Here is a 17,750-nt window from a genome sequence, read left to right as displayed (position 1 = left end):
CACGACGGCTTTTCCACCCGCGCGTCACGGCGATGCGGCCGGACGGGGTGGCGGGCGCCGCGCCGCGTCCTTCGGGATGGCGGGCCGGCGGCGTACTGTGAGGGCATGACGATCATCGTGACGGGGGCGTCAGGGCTGCTCGGGAGCGCCCTGGTTCGCGCGCTGGAGGGCGAGGGGGAGCGGGTCGTCAGGCTGGTGCGGCGCGCCCCTCAGGGCACGCAGGAGGCGTTCTGGCAGCCCGCCGAGGGGATTCTCGATCCGTCCGTGCTCGACGGGGCCGACGGGGTGGTGCACCTCGCCGGGGCGCCCATCGCCGACCGGCGCTGGACCGACGCCTACAAGCGGGAACTGGTGCGCAGCCGGGTCGAGAGCACGCGGACGCTGGTCCGGGCGATGCGTGAGGTCGCGCGGCGACCCGAGGTGTTCGTGTCGGCGTCCGGCGTGGACTTCTACGGCGACACCGGCGACACCGTCATCGACGAGCAGGCCGGGAAGGGCACGGGATTCCTCTCCGACCTGTGCGAGCAGTGGGAGGGCGAGGCCCGCACGGTCGGGGAGCTCGGGGTCCGGGCGGCGCAGCTGCGCACCGGGCTGGCGCTGAGCAGCCGGGGCGGCGCTCTCGGGCGGATGCTGCCGATCTTCCGCCTCGGGCTCGGGGCCCCTCTCGGGACGGGACGGCAGTGGTGGTCCTGGATCACCGAGGACGACTGGGTCCGGGCCGTCCTTCATATCCTGAGAAATCGGGAAATATCCGGGCCGGTCAATCTGACCTCGCCCTCACCCATCACGAACGTGGATTTCACCCGAACCCTCGGAAAAGCGATGCGTAAAGGGACCTTGCCCATGCCCGTGCCGCCTTTCGCGCTGAGCCTCGGGCTGGGTGAGTTCGCTCGGGAAGGTTTGCTGTCAAGTCACCGCATTTCGCCAGCAAAGCTCCTGGACAGCGCGTACGGCTTCACGCATACCGGTCTCGACGAGGCGCTACGGGCCGTACTCTAGTGTGCCGTTCGTCCTTCACCACGCGGGAGATACCGACATGACCAGGTCAGGCCAGTCGCACATCCTTGCCATCGGCGGCGGCTCGTTCCGTCCGTCCAAGCGCTTCGGCTTCATCGAGGCGAGCCCGCTCCTGCGTTACGGCCTCGACCTGACCGGCCAGGACCGTCCCAAGCTGGGCCTGCTCGCCACCGCCACCGGCGACAGCTCCGAGTGGCTGCTGAAGATGTACGGCGCGTTCGCCGGCTGGGACGTCGAGCTCAGCCACCTGACCGTGTTCCCGATGCCCAACGTCGAGGATCCGCAGGCGTGGATGCTCGAGCAGGACATGATCTACGTCAGCGGCGGCAGCGTGGCCAACCTCATGGCGCTGTGGCGGCTGCACGGGCTCGACGAGGCGTTCGAGGAGGCCTGGCGCGCCGGGGTCGTGCTGTCCGGGCAGAGCGCGGGCGCGCTGTGCTGGCACGTGGGCGGCAACACCGACTCCTTCGGCCCCGACCTGCGCGTCTGGGCCGACGGGCTGGCGTTCCTGCCGTACTCGTGCGGCGTCCACTACAACGCCGAGCCGCAGCGCAGGCCGCTGTTGCAGGCGTCGGTGGCCAGCGGCGAGCTGCCCGACGGCTACGCCGCGGACGAGGGCGTCGCGCTGCACTACGTCGGCACCGAGTTCATCCAGGCCGTGACCGCCGAGCCGGGCGGGTACGCCTACAAGGTGGAGCACGACGGCGCCGGAGGGGCCAAGGAGTTCAGGATCGAGCCTCGGCTGCTGACTTCCTGAATTACCCTGGATGGGTGAGGGAACGGCACAATTGGCACATGCGCCCCATCCACGGGGACGATCCCCACGCACTGGCCATCGTCCGCCTCGGTGTCGACGTCCCCTACGAGCAGGCCTGGGCACTCCAGCGTTGGGTGCACGGCAAGCGGGTCGCGGGTGAACTGACCGACACGGTCCTGTTCCTGGAGCACGCGCCGGTCTACACGGCCGGCAAGCGCACACTGCCCGGGGAGCGGCCCGCCGACGGCACGCCGGTGGTCGACGTCGACCGCGGCGGGCGTGTCACCTGGCACGGTCCCGGCCAGCTCGTCGCGTACCCGATCGTCGGCGTCACGGACGTGATCGACTACATCTGCCGCCTCGAGGAGACGATGATCCAGGTCTGCGCCGACTTCGGCGTCACCGCCAGGCGGGCCAAGGGCCGCGGCGGCGTCTGGGCGGCCGGAGACACCACGCTCGGCCTGCCCGACCGGCAGCTGGGCGCGGTCGGCATCCGGGTCTCCAACGGCGTCACCATGCACGGCTTCGCGCTCAACTGCGCGAACGATCCGCGGTGGTTCAACCGGATCGTCCCCTGCGGCATCCCGGGTGTGGGCGTCTCCTCGCTCTCGGCCGAGACCGGCAGGCGGATCGTGGCCGAGGAGGTCATGCCGATCGCCGAGAAGCGGCTGGCCGAGGCGCTGGGCATGCACTCCTTCGAGATGCACGAGGAAGACCTGCTCCGCAGGTAACCGAATCGGCATCTGGTAAGCGGGATAACCGGCCTTCCCCACATTTACCATCAGGTCGTGAAACGCCTCATCGCTCTGGTCCTGGCACTGCTCGTGCACGCGCTGACGCTGGCCTTCGTCGTCCTGGGCGGCTGGACGATCGTGATCAACGCCGAGTTCGGGGGGTGGCTGATCGGCGGCGTGCTGATCGCGATCGGCTGGGCGCTGCGGCCACGCCTCGGACGCCTGCCCGCCGACGCCGAGGTGCTCGACCGCTCCTCGGCCAAGGAGCTGTACGCGGCGGCCGAGCGGGTGGCCGACAAGGTCGGCGTCAAGCGTCCCAGGAAGGTGGCGATCAGGGACCTGGAGCCGTCCGCGCACTACTTCCGCGCAGGGCCGCTCAGGACCCCCGTGCTCGTCGTGGGCCTGCCGCTGTGGCTGGCGCTGACGCCGCGCCAGCGCGCCGGGCTGCTGGCCTGCGCGTACGCGGAGACGCCGACCGGCGAGCAGATCATCGTGAACGGCGCGCTGTTCACGCTGGGCGAGTGGCGGGAGAGCCTGCTCGGCGCCGAGCCGTCGAAGGTGCGGGACGAGGCGCAGACCAAGATCGCCATGTCCTCGGTCGGCGCGTACCACCCCGGCACCGCCTACGAGGCCGTGGGCCTCATAGGCCGGATCTTCGGCCGCGTGCTCGGCGGGCCCGTCCTGCTGCTGGAGTACGCGCTGAGGCGGCTGGCCCGTTCGGGCGAGAGCCGTGGCAGACAGCGGCGGACGGCGCTGGCGCAGCTGGTGCTGCCACCGGACGAGCTGGCCGAACTGGACGAGCTGGTGGCGAGCAGGCGGTACCTGGTGCCGATTCAGGCGGCGGCGCTGCGCGGCGAGGGCGTCCCGTCGATCAGGGACGGCGCGCTGGCCGACTGCCTGCTGACGGACAACGGCGTGCTCACCACCCCGCCCGGCTCCGAGCTGCTCGGCGCGGCCGAGTCCGCCCGCATCGACGACGAGTTGCTCGCGCACTACACCAGGGCGATCCGCGGCTTCGGGCTCATCAGCTGACCCCTGACGCTGACCCCCGACGGAGCCAGGTTCCCGCGAGACGTAAGCTGTTTTCGTGACCGTTGCTCCTGAAGGCCGAAAGCTCCTCCGCCTGGAGGTGCGTAACGCCGAAACCCCTATCGAGCGCAAGCCCCCGTGGATCAAGACCAAGCTGAGGACGGGCCCCGAGTACACCGAGCTGAAATCGCTGGTGCGTCGGGAGGGCCTGCACACGGTCTGTGAAGAGGCGGGCTGTCCCAATATCTACGAGTGCTGGGAAGACCGCGAGGCGACCTTCCTCATCGGCGGCGAGCAGTGCACCCGCCGCTGCGACTTCTGCCTGATCGACACCGGCAAGCCCCAGGAGTACGACCGGGACGAGCCGCGTCGCGTGGCCGAGTCCGTCCAGCAGATGGGCCTGCGGTACGCCACCGTGACCGGCGTGGCCCGCGATGACCTGCCCGACGGCGGCGCCTGGCTGTACGCCGAGACCGCGCGGCAGATCCACGCGCTGCTGCCGGGCTGCGGGGTCGAGCTGCTCGTCCCCGACTTCAACGGCGAGCGCGACCAGCTCGAAGAGGTCTTCTCCAGCAAGCCCGAGGTGTTCGCGCACAACGTCGAGACGGTGCCGCGGATCTTCAAGCGGATCCGTCCCGCGTTCCGCTACGAGCGGTCGATGGACGTGATCACGATGGCTCGCGAGGCCGGGCTGGTCACCAAGTCGAACCTGATCCTCGGGATGGGCGAGACGCGCGAGGAGATCGTCGAGGCGATGCGCGACCTGCACGCCGCCGGCACCGACCTGCTCACCATCACCCAGTACCTGCGCCCGACGCCGCGCCACCACCCGGTGGATCGGTGGGTCAAGCCGGAGGAGTTCGTCGAGCTCCAGGCCGAGGCGGAGGCGATCGGCTTCGCCGGCGTCCTGTCGGGGCCGCTCGTCCGCTCGTCGTACCGGGCGGGCAAGCTCTACAAGCAGGCCATCGAGGCCCGCCAGACGGCCTGAGGCCGCAGCTCCCGCCCCGGGCGGGCTCCTGTGAGGCTCCCGCTCTCGCCGACGTCTGCGCGCCCTCTCACAGAGGCCGTCCCTCCATCCGAGGGACGGCCTCTCAGTGGGACGCACCCCGATGGCGCGCCGTCGGTGGATCTCGGTGTTGGGCCAGGTCTCGTTTTCCTTACACGACTAGTTGGTTTGTATCCTTCTCAACATGGCGAAGTCCGAGGACCCAGAGAAGCCGGGGCGCATCAAGCAGCTCCGCATGATCGCTCAGATCATCAAGCAGTCCAACCCGAAGGGGTTGCCGATCGTCTTCCTTTCGGCGGTCGGCACGCTGGCTCTGGTGGTCGTGATCGGTCTGGTCACCGACTACCTGTGGTACTCGGTGTTCCTCGGCGTGCTCGCGGCCTTCACCGTCGGCCTCGTGGTGTTCGGGCAGCTGGCGCAGAAGGCGCAGTACTCGATCCTGCACGGCCAGACCGGCGCCGCCGCGGCGGTGCTGCAGGGCATGCGGGGCAATTGGCAGGTCACCCCTGCCATCGCGGTCAACCGCGACCAGGATCTGATCCACCTCCTGGTCGGCCACCCGGGTGTCGTGCTGGTGTCGGAGGGCCCGGGCAACCGGGTGGCGCGGATGCTGGCGGCCGAGAAGAAGCGGGTGGCCAGGGTGGTGCTGGGCATCGAGATCTACGACATCCAGTGCGGCGACGGTGAGGGCCAGATTCCGCTGGCCAAGCTGCAGCGTCACATCATGAAGCTGCCGCGCAACCTGAAGAAGCCCGCGGTGAACGAGGTGAAGGACCGCCTGGGGTCGCTGCCGAAGAACATGCCGATGCCCAAGGGCCCGATGCCCAAGGGCGCCCGCATCCCGCGCGGCCCCAAGATGCGCTAGATGCTGTCGCAGTCGTCACGGGCGAACCGCGGCTGGTGGGACGGCAACGCCGACGACTACCAGGTGGAGCACGGCGAGTTCCTCGGCGACGCGCGCTTCGTCTGGTGCCCCGAGGGCGTCGACGAGGCCGACGCCCGCCTGCTCGGCGAGGTGCGCGGGCGTGACGTGCTGGAGATCGGCTGCGGCGCGGCGCAGTGCGCGCGCTGGCTGGTGACTCAGGGGGCGCGGGTGGCCGCGTTCGACGTGTCGCACCGGCAGCTCCGCCACTCCCAGCGCATCGACCTGGACACCGGCCTGCACGTCCCCGTCGTGCAGGCCGACGCCGAGGCCCTGCCGTTCGCCGACGCCCGTTTCGACCTGGTGTGTTCGGCGTTCGGCGCGCTGCCGTTCGTGGCCGACCCGCTCGCGGTGTTCCGCGAGGTGCGCAGGGTGCTCAGGCCGGGCGGCCGGTTCGTGTTCTCGGTCAGCCATCCGATCAGGTGGGCGTTCCCGGACGATCCGGGCCCGCGCGGGCTGACATCAGACCGCTCCTATTTCGACCGCACCCCGTACACCGAGCGGGACGAGGACGGCACGGTCAGCTACGTCGAGCACCACCGCACGATGGGCGACTGGGTCGGCCTGATCGTCGCCTCGGGGCTGACCGTCACGGGGCTGCTGGAGCCGGAGTGGCCGGAGGGGCACGAGCGGGTGTGGGGCGGGTGGAGCCCGCTGCGCGGCCGGCTCCTGCCGGGCACCGCCGTCTTCAGCTGCGCGCGTACCTAGCGGCCGTACCTAGCGGCCATGGCGTGGAAGACCTCCTTCGGCTCCCACCGGGAGTCGTCGATCATCCTGACGACGCCGTAGGAGCCGAGGTCGTCCTCGCCCTGCCGGTTGAAGCCGGCGAAGGTGAACCAGAAGGCGGCCTCGACGCCCTCCTGCTCGAAGACGTCCAGCAGCTCGGTGAGGTAGCGGACCTGCTCGCCCTCGTCGCGCACCGCGCCGTCGGGCACCACCCAGGCGCTGCCGCCCCGCTCCCCCGCCCCCTGGTAGGCGCAGGTGCCGAACTCGGTGACCGCCACCGGCTTGCCGTGCTTGAAGTGGGCCCGAACCTCCTCGGTGAAGGCGGCGGCGTTGTAGGCGGCGCGGTAGGCGTCGACGCCGACCACGTCGAACGGGCTCCAGTCGATGAACTCCCACGGGCCTGACGCGTAGCTCAACCGGCCGCCGAACAGCGGCCTGACCGTCTCGGCGACCTCGGCGAGGAAGGCGTTGAAGCTCGGCACCAGCGTGCGCCCGATCGACTGCCACCACTCCATGTCGGCCTTCATCATCGCGTCGAGGCGCTCGCCGTAGCTGTCGCCCGGTATGAAGCCGTGGCCGAAGGCGCTGGTCTCGCAGCCGGTGACGAGCACGACCTCGGTTCCGCCGCGCCGCAACGCCTCCGCCCGGCGGGCGCATTCGGCGTAGAGGGGGAGCATCTCGTCCGGCTTCAGGTCGACGGGGAACGGCGCGAACCAGACGTCGAGACCGGCCGCGGCGGCCTCCTGGGCCGCGACGCCCAGCCGCTCGGGGTCGCGGCCCGAGACGCGGACGGCGGTGCAGTGCAGCTCGCCCGCGATCACCCGCATGTCGCGCCGGACGTCCTCGACGTCGAAGACCTTGCGGCTGCTGTCCGCTCCGGGCAGGAACCCGGTGTCATAGTTGATTCCCTTTTTCACAATCTTCCCCTCGTCTGCTGGAAAAGCCGTGCTCCAGGAGGTCGAAGGCCACCTCGACCTCCTGCGCCAGGAGCCGCCCGGCCTCTTCGATGGGCATCCCGGACGTCAGCCGGTGGAAGAACGTCTCCTGGAGCGTGGTGATGGAGGCGGTGATCTGGGCGGCCATGAGGTGAGCCGTCACGTCGCCCGTGGTGGCGCCCGTGGTGGCCCCGAGTGCCGCTGCCAGCGCGTACCGCTGGCCGATGTGGGACTTGTGGACGCCGGCCATCAGCTCGGGGCTGGCGGTGATCACCCGCACCCGGACGAGCAGCGCGCCGACGTCGGCCTCTGCCGGGCCGCCGGCGGCCATCGCCCGGTAGTGGGCGCGGAAGGCGTCGAGCGGCGACTGGCCCGGCGGCCGTTCGGTCACGATCCGGGCGTAGTCCTCCTCGATGCCGCTGAGGACCAGGCACTCCTTGGTCGGGAAGTAGTTGAACAGGGTCACCTTCGCGACGCCGGCCGCCTCGGCGATCTCGTTGACCGTCACCGCCTCGTAGCCGCGCTCGTCGAACAGCCGCAGCGCCACCTCGCAGATGCGCTGCCGCGTCTGCTCCTTCTTCCGCTCCCTGAGCCCCGCCATCATGCGAACAGCATAAAGCGTACCGGGTTTGTTTTTAAACCCGGTACGCTTTTTACTTCGTCAGGACCCCCCGCACTGCCCCGACGAAGGCCCGCCGACCGTGTTGGCGAGGCCGTTGCCGGCGGGTTCCGGGGCGTTTCCTGTGCAGGTCAGCGGTGCTGGCGGCGACCACGGGACGGGCGTTGCCGGTCCAGCCGCAACCGGCCGACCCCGTCCACCTCATTCGCGTCTTCGGCGTTTCGGTCGGCACGGCGATGCGCTACGTCCACGCAGCGCATCCCGAACGCGCGGCAGTACCGCCCTCGCGCTGAAGCCGAGAGCCGTGGCGTGGCAGCTAGTCGAAGGGGATGCCGTCGAAGGTGCCTGAGAGGGATGGGCGGGTGGAGAACGCCGTCCAGGTCAGCGTCACCTCGTGGGTGCGTCCGCCGGTCTCGGCCGTGAGGGTGGCGGTGGCGTGGCCGTCAGGGGTGAGCTTGATCGGTCCGCTGACCCACAGGTCGCGCACGAACCGCGCCTCGTCGAGGGTGATGTCCTGGCCGAAGGTGACCTGGCCGCCGCGCAGCCCTGGCTCGTTCTGCACTCTTGTGTAGACGTTGCTGTTGGGGTTGCGGCGGGCGGTGGCGTCCGACGCGGTGGCGAAGGTGGCCGCGAGCACCCGCTGCTGGGCGGTGCTGAGCTCATGGGCTGGATACGGCGGCACATCCTCGACGGTCTGGGGGAAGGCGCCGAGGGCGCGATAGTTCTCGCCGGTGCACTTCTGGTCGGTCACCTGCTTGGTGGTCAGGAAGGTGCGCAGCATGCCGCGCACGCAATCACCCATCGGCGAGGCGGACGCGGTCAGTCCATGCGGCCCGAAGGGGACCCGCACGACGGTCGCGTTCGGAAAGGCCCGCAGCGATCGGGCCACCTCGGCGGGGCTGTTGATGTCAAGCTCCCCGGCCATCACCAGGACGGGCACGGCGGGCAGCGCCTGTCCAGGCGGGCGAGGCGGACTGTGGCGCGGAGTCGGCCAGTTGATGCACGGCTCCACACTGCCGATCCCAGGGAAGATGTCGCTGATCTGATTGGGCGCCAGCGGGCGTACCCGCTCGTAGTAGCGCTCGGCCTGGGCCTGGCGTTCGGCCGCCGAGGCCAGGCGGTCGAAGGGGAAGGTACCGTCGCCGCAGCGAAAACCCAGATACCCGGCAAAATCCGGATCACTGACCGGTGGAAGCGTCGCGGGGATCAACCGGGCCAGGCGGTGAAGCGGAGCCGGGTCGCCGCGCAGATAGGCGTCCGCGGCCGCAGTGGCCTCCCGGCCGAACACTGGTTCAGACACCCGGCTGAGAGCGAAGGTCTGGAACATTGACATCTGCGGATCGGGCCGCTCCCGCAACCGGTCCACCAATCGAGTCCAGGTGTCGGAGGCCGTGCCCGGCAACGCGTCGCACGCCGTCGACCGTTTACAGACGAGATCGAGTTGGCGGAACCTGGACCAGTAGTCCTTCCAGCTCGCGTATCCGGCGCGGTCCACGATCACAGAGCTGTCCAGGAAGATCGCGTTCAGGCTGTCTGGATACCGAGCGGCGTATGCCTGGGCGTACAGCGTGCCGTAGGAGTTGCCGTAGAAACTGACTTTGCCCAGACCAAGCGCCCTCCGAATCGCGTCAAGATCGTGCGAGGCTTGGTCAGCCGTGAAGTACGCGCCCCGCGGCCCCACGCTCTTGGCGCAGGCGGCGATGGTCTCGGGCTTGTCGATGCCGCCTCCCGGGCAGAGCAGCGGCGAGGACTTCCCCATTCCGCGCGGGTCCATGACCAGCAGGTTCTTGCGTTCGAGCACAGGTCCGAGAGCTTGCTGCATCTCGGGTATGGTCGACAGAGTCCGCCCTGGCCCGCCGAGATTGGCTACCACGGTGCCGTCGGCTTCCTTGGCCGGAATCCAGGCGAAGGCCACGGAAATGCGCTCGGAGGAGGGATTCTCCCAATCGAGGGGGACATCGATGCTGCCGTCGCAGCGCGTGGCCGCATTGCGGCAGTCATGCAGGTCGGTCGAAGCGGCTGGGGTGCCGGGCAACAGGGCCGCGGCCAGTGCAAATCCCAAGGCTTTTGCGATCATGCCGATAGCTTCGTCTCCCGTGCGCCGGATATCTTCGGCCTCGTGGAGGATTCCCCCTGGGAGCCTGCTCCCAGAGCTGTCAGCGACCGTGGGATGATCTCGACGCGCTGATCAAGGTAGGGACGGCAGCTCGCGACAACCTCAAAGGCGTTTCGCGCCGCCCTCGGCCTTCTTGCCGTGCTCGACGGTGTTCACCCAGGTGGGCTGCGGGTCGCCGGTCTCGAGGGAGGAGACCCTGCTGACAACGCTGGCAACAGAAGATCGCGGCGGCGCTGTCAACGCCCTCGCGGACGGTCCTACATGCGGACGACCATGGTGTTGGACACCCGGTCGTGCACCCCGCGGTGGTCGCGGTCCCAGATCAGCGCCGGCACGGCCAGGCACAGCAGCACGGTACGGACCAGCACCGGCAGCAGCCGCGGGTTGCCGCCGTCCATCGCCGCGACCCTGATCCCGGCCAGCCGGTGCCCGAACGTCTGCCCCATGAAGGCGACGAGCAGCAGGTACTGCACGGCGAAGACGGCGACGGGCGCCCACGGCGCCTCGGCCGGGTTCATCCTGAGCAGGAGCTGGACGACCACCCACGTGCAGATCATCCAGTCGATGACCAGGGCGGCGATGCGCCTGCCCCATCCGGCGATCGCGCCGCTGCCCTCCTCGGGCAGCCCCAGACGCTGGCCGGGGTAGCCGAGATCCACCCCGGCGGACCTGATGCCGCCCAGCCAGGTCTGCGTCCAGCGCGGCTCGTTGCTCCTGCTCATGCCCTCAACGGTATCCGGCGGGACCCGCGGTCGCGATTGTGACCCAATCGCGCTTCAACCCCCGCAATTCGCCCCGCATCATGTCTCCTCGTGGATGATCTCGACGGACGGTTCAAGGAGCTGATCTCGCAGTTCGACGCGGACGAACAGCGCAGGATGACCGCGGCGGCCACCAAGGCGGCGCGCCCGCCCCGGCAGCCCCGGCGCAGCCGCAGGTGGCCGCTCGCCATCGGCCTGGTGGTCGCGGTGCTGACCGCCGCGACCTCGGTCATGGTGTTCCGTCCGGACCTGCTGACCCCCGATCCGGGGCCTACGGCCGGCCCGGTGCCCGAGGAGACCCTGCCCGTGACTCCCGCCCCCGCCGAGGAGCCCGCCCCCGGCCCGTTCGCCGGCTCACCGGCGGAGAAGTACGCCGAGGGCGCGTCCGGCTTCGCCATGCCGAAGGCCAAGGCGCTCGGCGGGCTGTCCAAGAAGGAGGTGGCCAAGGGCCTGAAGCGGACCCGCGACCTGCTCGTGGCGGCCTTCCTGGACCCCAAGACGCTCATGGGCGGCAGGCCGGAGGCGTTCGCCAAGGCCCTCGACCCGGAACAGCGCTCCTTCTTCTGGAAGAACCTGGACTATCGGAAGCCGGGCAAGGGCCGCTTCAACACGCGGGCCTGGGTGATCAGCTTCGCGCCGAAGACCGCCGAGCTGGCGAGCAAGACCATCAAGGTGCACGGCACGACCAAACTGTCGGTCGTCAAGGAGCGGAGCCGCACCGCTGTGCAGGCCAAGGTGAACTACCTGGTCGTCTACGCCGTCCAGCGGCCGGGACAACCCGCCTCCACGGTGCGGATCGTCGCGCACCACCGCGCCCAGGTGCGGTTCGCCCACGGTCCGGACGGTGTCGTCACCTGGCTCCACCGCTGGGGGACCGAGCTGACCCCCGCGCGCTGCGACGTGAAGGACGGCTACCTCCACCCGGAGTATCCCGACTCCCCACCGGACAAGGTGTCCGGGAAGGGCCTCCCCCAGGACCCCTACGATCTCGACAGGGACACCCACGGCGACTGCGGCGTGTCCAAGGGGACGTGAGCCTGCTTAACACGTGCGAAACAAACGAGACACCACCTGGAAACCGCCCCGACCTACATTCGGGCTGATAGCCATGTCCCCAGGGAGGTTCGAGAGTGTTCAACTCCGCCGACGACGTCCTGAAGTTCATCAGTGACGAAGGGGTGCAGTTCGTCGATGTCAGGTTCACCGACCTGCCCGGGACGACGCATCACTTCACCTTCCCGGTAGAGAACTTCGGCGCCAGAGTCTTCACCGACGGCCTCATGTTCGACGGCTCGTCGATTCGCGGTTTCCAGGCCATCCACGAGTCGGACATGCTGCTGCTGCCCGACCCGTCCAGCGCCGTGCTCGACCCGTTCCGTCAGCACAAGACGCTGAATCTGAACTTCTTCGTGCACGACCCGCTGACCGGCGAGGCCTACAGCCGCGACCCTCGCAACGTCGCCCGTAAGGCGGAGGAGTACCTCAAGGGCACCGGCATCGCCGACACCGTCTTCTTCGGCCCCGAGGCCGAGTTCTACATCTTCGACGACGTCCGCTTCGAGACGAGGGCGAACGCCGGGTACTACTACATCGACTCCATCGAGGGCGCCTGGAACACGGGCAAGGCCACCGAGGGCGGCAACCTCGGGTACAAGCCGCGTTACAAGGGCGGCTACTTCCCCGTCCCGCCGATGGACCACTTCACCGACCTGCGCTCGGAGATGGTCCGCAACCTCATCGAGTGCGGCATCGACGTCGAGATGCAGCACCACGAGGTCGGCACCGCGGGCCAGGCCGAGATCGACTTCAAGTTCGGCACGCTACTCAAGACGGCCGACAACCTGATGCTCTACAAGTACATCATCAAGAGCACGGCCCTGGAGTTCGGGCACACGGTCACGTTCATGCCCAAGCCGATCTTCGGTGACAACGGCTCCGGCATGCACTGCCACCAGTCGCTGTGGAAGGACGGCTCGCCCCTCTTCTACGACGAGGTCGGCTACGCGGGCCTGTCCGACACCGCCCGCTACTACATCGGCGGCCTGCTCAAGCACGCGCCGTCGCTGCTGGCGTTCACCAACCCGACGGTGAACTCCTACCACCGCCTGGTGCCCGGCTACGAGGCCCCGGTCAACCTGGTCTACAGCCAGCGCAACCGGTCGGCGTGCGTCCGCATCCCGATCACGGGCTCCAACCCGAAGGCCAAGCGCATCGAGTTCCGCGTCCCCGACCCGTCGTGCAACCCGTACTTCGCGTTCGCGGCGATGCTGATGGCGGGCCTCGACGGCATCCGCAACAAGATCGAGCCGCCGGAGCCGGTCGACAAGGACCTCTACGACCTCCCGCCGGAGGAGGCCCGCGCGGTGCCGCAGGTGCCGGGCTCGCTCCCCGAGGTGCTGGCGGCCCTGGAGGCCGACCACGACTACCTCCTGGAGGGCGGCGTCTTCACGCCCGACCTGATCGAGACGTGGATCGCCTACAAGCGCGAGAACGAGGTCGACCCGATCCGTCTCCGCCCGCACCCGCACGAGTTCGAGCTGTACTACGACGTGTAAGCGTGCCGACCACCCCTTCTTCTATCGGTCGCCCCAACACCCCAGATGAGGGGATGGATCCGGAAGGGCCGGGAACGCACTCGGGGGCGCCACCGATCACCTCGGTGGCGCCCCCAGACGTGCGTGGCCGCTACCTTAACGAGACCGAGCGGATCCACATTGCCGACCGGGTGCGGGAAAGGCGTCGATCCGGGATACACAACCGAGCGGCTCGCCGTGTCTCTCTCCACCAGCAATGCGGCCCTGATCGAGCGATCTCGGCGGATCAGCGTGCGGCGTCTGGTGCAAGACGTCGGCAATCCCGTCCGTCACCGCACCGGCTACGCCGGGAGGGAGAAGCCCTCGGGCGGGGAGCCCTCGGCGAACAACATCCGTACCCGAGCCGTGCTCTTCCGCATCTCCCGGGCGCGCCGGTACTCGGGAGAGTCGTACCACTCCTGGATTCGCTCCATGTCGGGGAACTCGATGACCAAGAGCCGCGAGAAGTCCCAGGCGCCCTCGACTGGCTCGGATGTTGGGCCTGCCACGAGGTATCGCCCGCCGTGGCTGAGGATGGACGGCTGGGCCACGGCGGCGTAGGCCAGGCCGGCCTCCTGGTCGAGCACGTCGACTCCGACGATGACGTACGCGGACATGTGTTCCCCTGCTTCCTTTGGACACGGCGTGTACTTTTGTTACACCGGAGACTAATGTGCTCCTGTAACCTGGTCAACGTGAGCAAGGACGAGGGCGAACGCGTCGCGGCCGTGATGACCCGCCGGGAGCGTCTGCGTGCGGAGACGAGCCATGAGATCAAGGCCATCGCGCTGCGGCAGATGGCCGACGGAGGGCCAGGGGCGATCTCGCTGCGCGGCATCGCCCGCGAGATGGGGATGACCGCACGCGCGATCTACAGCTATTTCCCCACCCGAGACGACCTGATCACGGCACTGATCAGCGAGATCGCCGCCTCGCTCGCGGACGCGCTGGAGACCGCCAGCAACGCCGTGCCCGACACCGATCCCGGCGGCAGGCTGATGGCCTGGGGCCAAACCCTAAGGGAATGGGCGCTGGCCCACCCGGAAAGCTTTCGACTCTTCTACGGCCAGCCCATCCCCGGCTACCAGCCCCCCAAGAACGGGCCGGTGGACCAGACGGCACGCCGGGTGTGCCGCGACCTCACCAGCTTGGCGGCCACTGCCTGGCCCCACGCCCGGCACCACCAGCCCGAGGACACCTCCTGGTCTGATCTTCACCCGGACTACGTCGCGAAGATCCAGGCAGACCTCCCGGACGTGCCACCCGCTGCGGCAGCGCTCGCGCTGCGCGTCTGGGGCCGAATGCACGGCCTGGTGGCCCTGGAGATCGACGGCCACATCCATCCCGTCGCAGGCAACCCGGCCGCGCTGCACCGCGCCGAGATGCATGACCTGGTCAGATCACTGGGCCTGGCCTAGCGCCTCCAGCCAGCGGCGGACATGAAGCAGCTCTTCAGGGATCACACGCGCATCGTCCCGTCTCGCCATGCTTCTCGCCACCAGTAAGTAATCACTGTGTTGCGACGACCGTCCGAATATGCCCACGATTCCGGGCTGTTCCGCGTCTACTCGCCCGACGATTCCTCGCCATCAGACGGCGAGACGAACGAGCCCATCTGAGGCACGGTGTAGATCAGCCCTTCGTCACGAAGTGCGGCCACGACCTTCCGGGCGGTCCCCCGCGCGATGCCGAACTCTCCCACGAGCTGGGTCTCACTCGGGATGGGCTGTCGGGGCCGATAGCTCCCGTTGCGGATACGCCCTCGCAGGATGTCGGCGACCTGCTTCCACACGGGACGGTCGGCAGCGAACTCGATCACGATCCGACCGTAGGCGACCATGAACAAGAGTCAATCTTCGGATACGAGTATGTACGAGTATGAACGAGCATACGATAGGAGGCCCCGAACGAGGCGAGCCCGCCACAGCGATGAAAGCGCCGGGCGGGCTCTTGATCAGGAATCGAGGTCCTGACCCATGGATCACCATGCCATATCCCCCACCGATCGCGAGCGGGTCACGTGGACGCCGGCGGCCGCCGCGTTCGGGATCCTCAAGCAGGCGACGGGCCGAGAAGCCGTCCTTGGCGGCCTCGTCGATGCCCGCGATGGGCAGGACTGACATGCCCTCGTTGGCTGAGTATCACGGGATCCACCCCGCGCCCCGCTCGGCCTCGTGCTGAGATAGCACAAGCCACTCAACCGGACCGACCGGATACGAGTCGTGAAGCACACGTGCAGTTGCCTCGCCGTGTACTTCGAACTGTGCCACGCCGGAGGGCTCGCATTCGTCCGGCGCATCATCCAGGGCGACGAAGAAGGCACCGTCCGGGAGACAGAGTGGGCCGTGGTGCCCGACATCGACCGGCTATGGGATCGCATCTTGAAGGGCGAGACCCGATGACCCGTGCGGCGGGCGGCCCATCCCGACCGCCCGCCGCCCACTCCCGCCGTGCCCACCTGACGCGACCATGGATGTCCGGCGAGCCGATCGACTGGCGGCTGCTGGAGGATCACTGGCAGGCCTGATGATGGTCGCGATTTCGATCCGGCAAGGAGAGCTGTCGTCGATCACGCTGCTGCCGCGGCGGTAGGCGTCCGGGCCGGTGCGAATGTGGTGAGGTTTCCTACCAGGGGACGAGGGCGTCGGGAGAGGCCTCCGGTTCCTCCACTGGCGTGCCTCGGCGCCAGTCGCCGACGAAACGGCCGGTGAAGCCGTCCTCGCCGAGGAGCGCGAGCCTTACCGGGACTTCGGCGCCCTGCTCCACGCTCAGCCCGCCGTTACCGCCGTTCAGATCGGTGGCGACCAGGCCGGGGTTGGCGGCGTTGACCAGGATGCCGTCGCCGACCAGGGCCTTGGCGTAGAGCAGGGTCACGGCGTTCAGCGCGGCCTTGGAGGAGCCGTAAGCCAGGTGGGACCGCTGGGCGATCAGCGTGCCGAAGTCGCTCAGCAGGCTCAGCGACCCCAGCGGGCTGGAGACGTTGACCACCCTGCCCGGCCGCGCGCGCCGCAGCAGGGGGACGAACGCCTGCGTCACGGCGACGGCGCCGAGCACGTTCACCTCGTAGGTACGCCGTACCAGCTCCATGGGCACCTCGGTCGCCGTGTGCTGCCATTCCAGCATCACACCCGCGTTGTTCACCAGCACGTCCAGCCGCCCGCACTCGTCCGTCACCCGGGCGGCCGCCGCCTCGATCTGCTCTTGCTCGGTCACGTCCAGCCGTAGCGGGCGAACCTCGCCCGGCAGGTCGCGGGCCTGTTCCCGCACGCGTGCGATGTCGCGCGCTCCCATATATACGATCATGCCTTCGGTCGCGAGCCGCCGGACGATCTCTCGTCCGATGCCCTTGCCCGCGCCGGTCACCATTGCCACTTGCATGGCCTCATCCGACCAGCGGGACCAGGCTGAGGGGAAACACCGACTGGGTGGCCTCTTATACCGTTGAGGTATGAATGAGGTGGAGATCAGGGAGCTGCGATACTTCGTGGCGGTCGCCGAAGAGCTCAACTTCTCGCGCGCCGCCGAACGGCTCGGCATCGCCCAGCCTCCGCTGTCCAGGGCCATCCGGCAGCTCGAACGCCGGCTCGACGTGCGGTTGTTCGAGCGGGACACCCGCAAGGTCGTCCCGACGCCCGCGGGCCTCGCCCTGCTCGACGAAGCCCGGCACATGCTGACCGTGATGGCCGGCCTGACCCGCAGAATCCGCCGCGCGGCCCGGCCGGACACACCACTGCGCGTGACGGCCAAGGCCGGCATGGCCGGCGGCATTCTGCGCACCATCGCCGAACACTACGCCGCAGTGCCCAGCTCGCCCGCCGTCGAGATCCTGGTCAGCGGCTACATGGAACAGGCCGCCATGGTCCGCGACGGGCGCGCCGACGTCGCCCTGCTCACACCGCCCTACGACGCCCGCGGCCTGGAGTTGGAGGCACTGGCCGAAGAGCCGCGGATGGCCGCCCTGCCCGCCGGACACGACCTGACCGGACGACCCGAACTGCACCGCACCGACTTCGAGGGGCTGCCCGTGCCGCGGGGCCCCGGTGAGGACGGCCCGGGACCTGTCGTCCGCGACAGCGCACAATTGCTGGAGGTGGTGGGCCTGGGACAGGCCGTCGCGCTCGTCCCTCGCTACCTGGCCGAGGCCAACCCGCGGCCCGACATCGTCTACCGGCCGGTCAGCGACGCCGAGCCCTACACGATCTCGGTGGCGTGGGCCGAGGGAACCCGCTCGCAGCCCGTAGCGCTCTTCGTGCGCACCGCCCTGGAACTGTACGCAGACACTGGCGCGGCTGCTCGCCGGGCCGGACCCGGCGACACGCAAGAACCAGCAGACGATCTCCCTGCCCGTCGAGCGAGGGCGATCCGCCGAGCCCCCTGACCAGCGGCCCGGTCAGCTGGGCTGCTTGGTGGGCATGATGGTGACCTGCTGGAGGTTGGCCCGTGGCGGCAGGGCGGCGAGGAAGCCGATGGTCTGGGCGACGTGCACCGAGTACTACACCCGGCTGGAACAGGGCCGCGCCGGTAACCCCTCCCCCGAGGTGATCGACGCCTTGGG

General features: G+C 69.1%; 20 protein-coding genes. 13 read left to right on the top strand and 7 right to left on the bottom strand.

Annotation, left to right across the window (positions count from 1 at the left end):
- The first annotated feature begins 105 nt into the window (after nucleotides 1-105).
- From ABT294_RS16015 to ABT294_RS15985, 7 genes are all read left to right on the top strand, one after another.
- Nucleotides 106-999, top strand: coding sequence for a TIGR01777 family oxidoreductase (locus ABT294_RS16015; RefSeq protein ID WP_350806380.1), 894 nt, complete (start codon nucleotides 106-108; stop codon nucleotides 997-999).
- Nucleotides 1,000-1,036: 37 nt separating this feature from the next.
- Nucleotides 1,037-1,774, top strand: a complete 738-nt coding sequence (locus ABT294_RS16010; RefSeq protein ID WP_350806379.1) for a Type 1 glutamine amidotransferase-like domain-containing protein — start codon at nucleotides 1,037-1,039, stop codon at nucleotides 1,772-1,774.
- A 38-nt stretch (nucleotides 1,775-1,812) separates the two neighbouring features.
- The gene (gene lipB, locus ABT294_RS16005; protein ID WP_350806378.1) at nucleotides 1,813-2,505 is read left to right on the top strand and encodes a lipoyl(octanoyl) transferase LipB; all 693 of its coding nucleotides are present in this window, start codon (nucleotides 1,813-1,815) and stop codon (nucleotides 2,503-2,505) included.
- A 57-nt stretch (nucleotides 2,506-2,562) separates the two neighbouring features.
- Nucleotides 2,563-3,540, top strand: coding sequence for a M48 family metallopeptidase (locus tag ABT294_RS16000; protein WP_350806376.1), 978 nt, complete (start codon nucleotides 2,563-2,565; stop codon nucleotides 3,538-3,540).
- Between the two features lie 55 nt (nucleotides 3,541-3,595).
- Nucleotides 3,596-4,525 (top strand): lipoyl synthase, encoded by a 930-nt coding sequence (gene lipA / locus ABT294_RS15995; RefSeq protein ID WP_350806375.1) that lies wholly within the window; start codon nucleotides 3,596-3,598, stop codon nucleotides 4,523-4,525.
- A 202-nt stretch (nucleotides 4,526-4,727) separates the two neighbouring features.
- Entirely contained in the window at nucleotides 4,728-5,408 is a 681-nt protein-coding gene (locus tag ABT294_RS15990) for a DUF4191 domain-containing protein (protein ID WP_350806374.1), read from the top strand.
- Entirely contained in the window at nucleotides 5,409-6,173 is a 765-nt protein-coding gene (locus ABT294_RS15985; protein WP_350806373.1) for a class I SAM-dependent methyltransferase, read from the top strand.
- Here the strand turns inward: ABT294_RS15985 and ABT294_RS15980 are convergent.
- From ABT294_RS15980 to ABT294_RS15965, 4 genes are all read right to left on the bottom strand, one after another.
- Complete coding sequence (locus ABT294_RS15980) at nucleotides 6,170-7,108, bottom strand: glycoside hydrolase family 113 protein (protein ID WP_350806371.1); 939 nt, start codon at nucleotides 7,106-7,108, stop codon at nucleotides 6,170-6,172. The two genes, ABT294_RS15985 and ABT294_RS15980, sit on opposite strands and share 4 nt — an antisense overlap.
- Complete coding sequence (locus tag ABT294_RS15975; protein WP_350806370.1) at nucleotides 7,086-7,730, bottom strand: TetR/AcrR family transcriptional regulator; 645 nt, start codon at nucleotides 7,728-7,730, stop codon at nucleotides 7,086-7,088. Before ABT294_RS15975 ends, ABT294_RS15980 begins: the two co-directional genes overlap by 23 nt.
- A gap of 331 nt (nucleotides 7,731-8,061) precedes the next feature.
- Complete coding sequence (locus ABT294_RS15970) at nucleotides 8,062-9,822, bottom strand: alpha/beta fold hydrolase (protein ID WP_350806367.1); 1,761 nt, start codon at nucleotides 9,820-9,822, stop codon at nucleotides 8,062-8,064.
- A 296-nt stretch (nucleotides 9,823-10,118) separates the two neighbouring features.
- Nucleotides 10,119-10,583 carry an RDD family protein gene (locus tag ABT294_RS15965; RefSeq protein ID WP_350806365.1) on the bottom strand — a complete coding sequence of 155 codons (465 nt, stop codon included), beginning with the start codon at nucleotides 10,581-10,583 and terminating at the stop codon, nucleotides 10,119-10,121.
- A 90-nt stretch (nucleotides 10,584-10,673) separates the two neighbouring features.
- On the opposite strand from ABT294_RS15965, the gene ABT294_RS15960 reads away from it, so the two are divergent.
- Both ABT294_RS15960 and glnA read left to right on the top strand, forming a co-directional pair.
- Nucleotides 10,674-11,657 (top strand): hypothetical protein, encoded by a 984-nt coding sequence (locus ABT294_RS15960; protein WP_350806364.1) that lies wholly within the window; start codon nucleotides 10,674-10,676, stop codon nucleotides 11,655-11,657.
- A 95-nt stretch (nucleotides 11,658-11,752) separates the two neighbouring features.
- Nucleotides 11,753-13,177 carry a type I glutamate--ammonia ligase gene (gene glnA, locus ABT294_RS15955; RefSeq protein WP_350806363.1) on the top strand — a complete coding sequence of 475 codons (1,425 nt, stop codon included), beginning with the start codon at nucleotides 11,753-11,755 and terminating at the stop codon, nucleotides 13,175-13,177.
- A gap of 320 nt (nucleotides 13,178-13,497) precedes the next feature.
- Here glnA and ABT294_RS15950 read toward each other — a convergent pair whose 3' ends face one another.
- Nucleotides 13,498-13,812: a DUF1330 domain-containing protein gene (locus ABT294_RS15950; protein WP_350806361.1), complete on the bottom strand. Its 315-nt coding sequence runs from the start codon at nucleotides 13,810-13,812 to the stop codon at nucleotides 13,498-13,500.
- Nucleotides 13,813-13,890: 78 nt separating this feature from the next.
- Here ABT294_RS15950 and ABT294_RS15945 point away from each other — a divergent pair, with 78 nt between their 5' ends.
- On the top strand, nucleotides 13,891-14,613 hold the full coding sequence (locus ABT294_RS15945) for a TetR/AcrR family transcriptional regulator (protein ID WP_350806360.1): 723 nt from the start codon (nucleotides 13,891-13,893) through the stop codon (nucleotides 14,611-14,613).
- A gap of 146 nt (nucleotides 14,614-14,759) precedes the next feature.
- Here ABT294_RS15945 and ABT294_RS15940 read toward each other — a convergent pair whose 3' ends face one another.
- Nucleotides 14,760-15,014: a GntR family transcriptional regulator gene (locus ABT294_RS15940; protein ID WP_350806359.1), complete on the bottom strand. Its 255-nt coding sequence runs from the start codon at nucleotides 15,012-15,014 to the stop codon at nucleotides 14,760-14,762.
- Nucleotides 15,015-15,171: 157 nt separating this feature from the next.
- Here ABT294_RS15940 and ABT294_RS15935 point away from each other — a divergent pair, with 157 nt between their 5' ends.
- Together ABT294_RS15935 and ABT294_RS15930 are read left to right on the top strand one after the other, a co-directional pair.
- On the top strand, nucleotides 15,172-15,315 hold the full coding sequence (locus ABT294_RS15935) for a hypothetical protein (RefSeq protein WP_350806358.1): 144 nt from the start codon (nucleotides 15,172-15,174) through the stop codon (nucleotides 15,313-15,315).
- 129 nt (nucleotides 15,316-15,444) lie between these two features.
- Nucleotides 15,445-15,597 (top strand): hypothetical protein, encoded by a 153-nt coding sequence (locus ABT294_RS15930; protein WP_350806356.1) that lies wholly within the window; start codon nucleotides 15,445-15,447, stop codon nucleotides 15,595-15,597.
- A 223-nt stretch (nucleotides 15,598-15,820) separates the two neighbouring features.
- On the opposite strand, the gene ABT294_RS15925 is transcribed toward ABT294_RS15930, so the two are convergent.
- Nucleotides 15,821-16,573: an SDR family NAD(P)-dependent oxidoreductase gene (locus tag ABT294_RS15925; protein WP_350806355.1), complete on the bottom strand. Its 753-nt coding sequence runs from the start codon at nucleotides 16,571-16,573 to the stop codon at nucleotides 15,821-15,823.
- Between the two features lie 70 nt (nucleotides 16,574-16,643).
- Between ABT294_RS15925 and ABT294_RS15920 the strand changes: the two genes are divergently transcribed.
- Nucleotides 16,644-17,573: a LysR family transcriptional regulator gene (locus ABT294_RS15920; protein WP_350806354.1), complete on the top strand. Its 930-nt coding sequence runs from the start codon at nucleotides 16,644-16,646 to the stop codon at nucleotides 17,571-17,573.
- Nucleotides 17,574-17,750 lie beyond the last annotated feature (177 nt).

The organism is Nonomuraea sp. NPDC000554 (assembly GCF_040300065.1).
Lineage (GTDB): Bacteria > Actinomycetota > Actinomycetes > Streptosporangiales > Streptosporangiaceae > Nonomuraea.
Note: the sequence above shows the minus strand (reverse complement) of the source record. Positions and strands in the feature narration are given on the sequence as shown.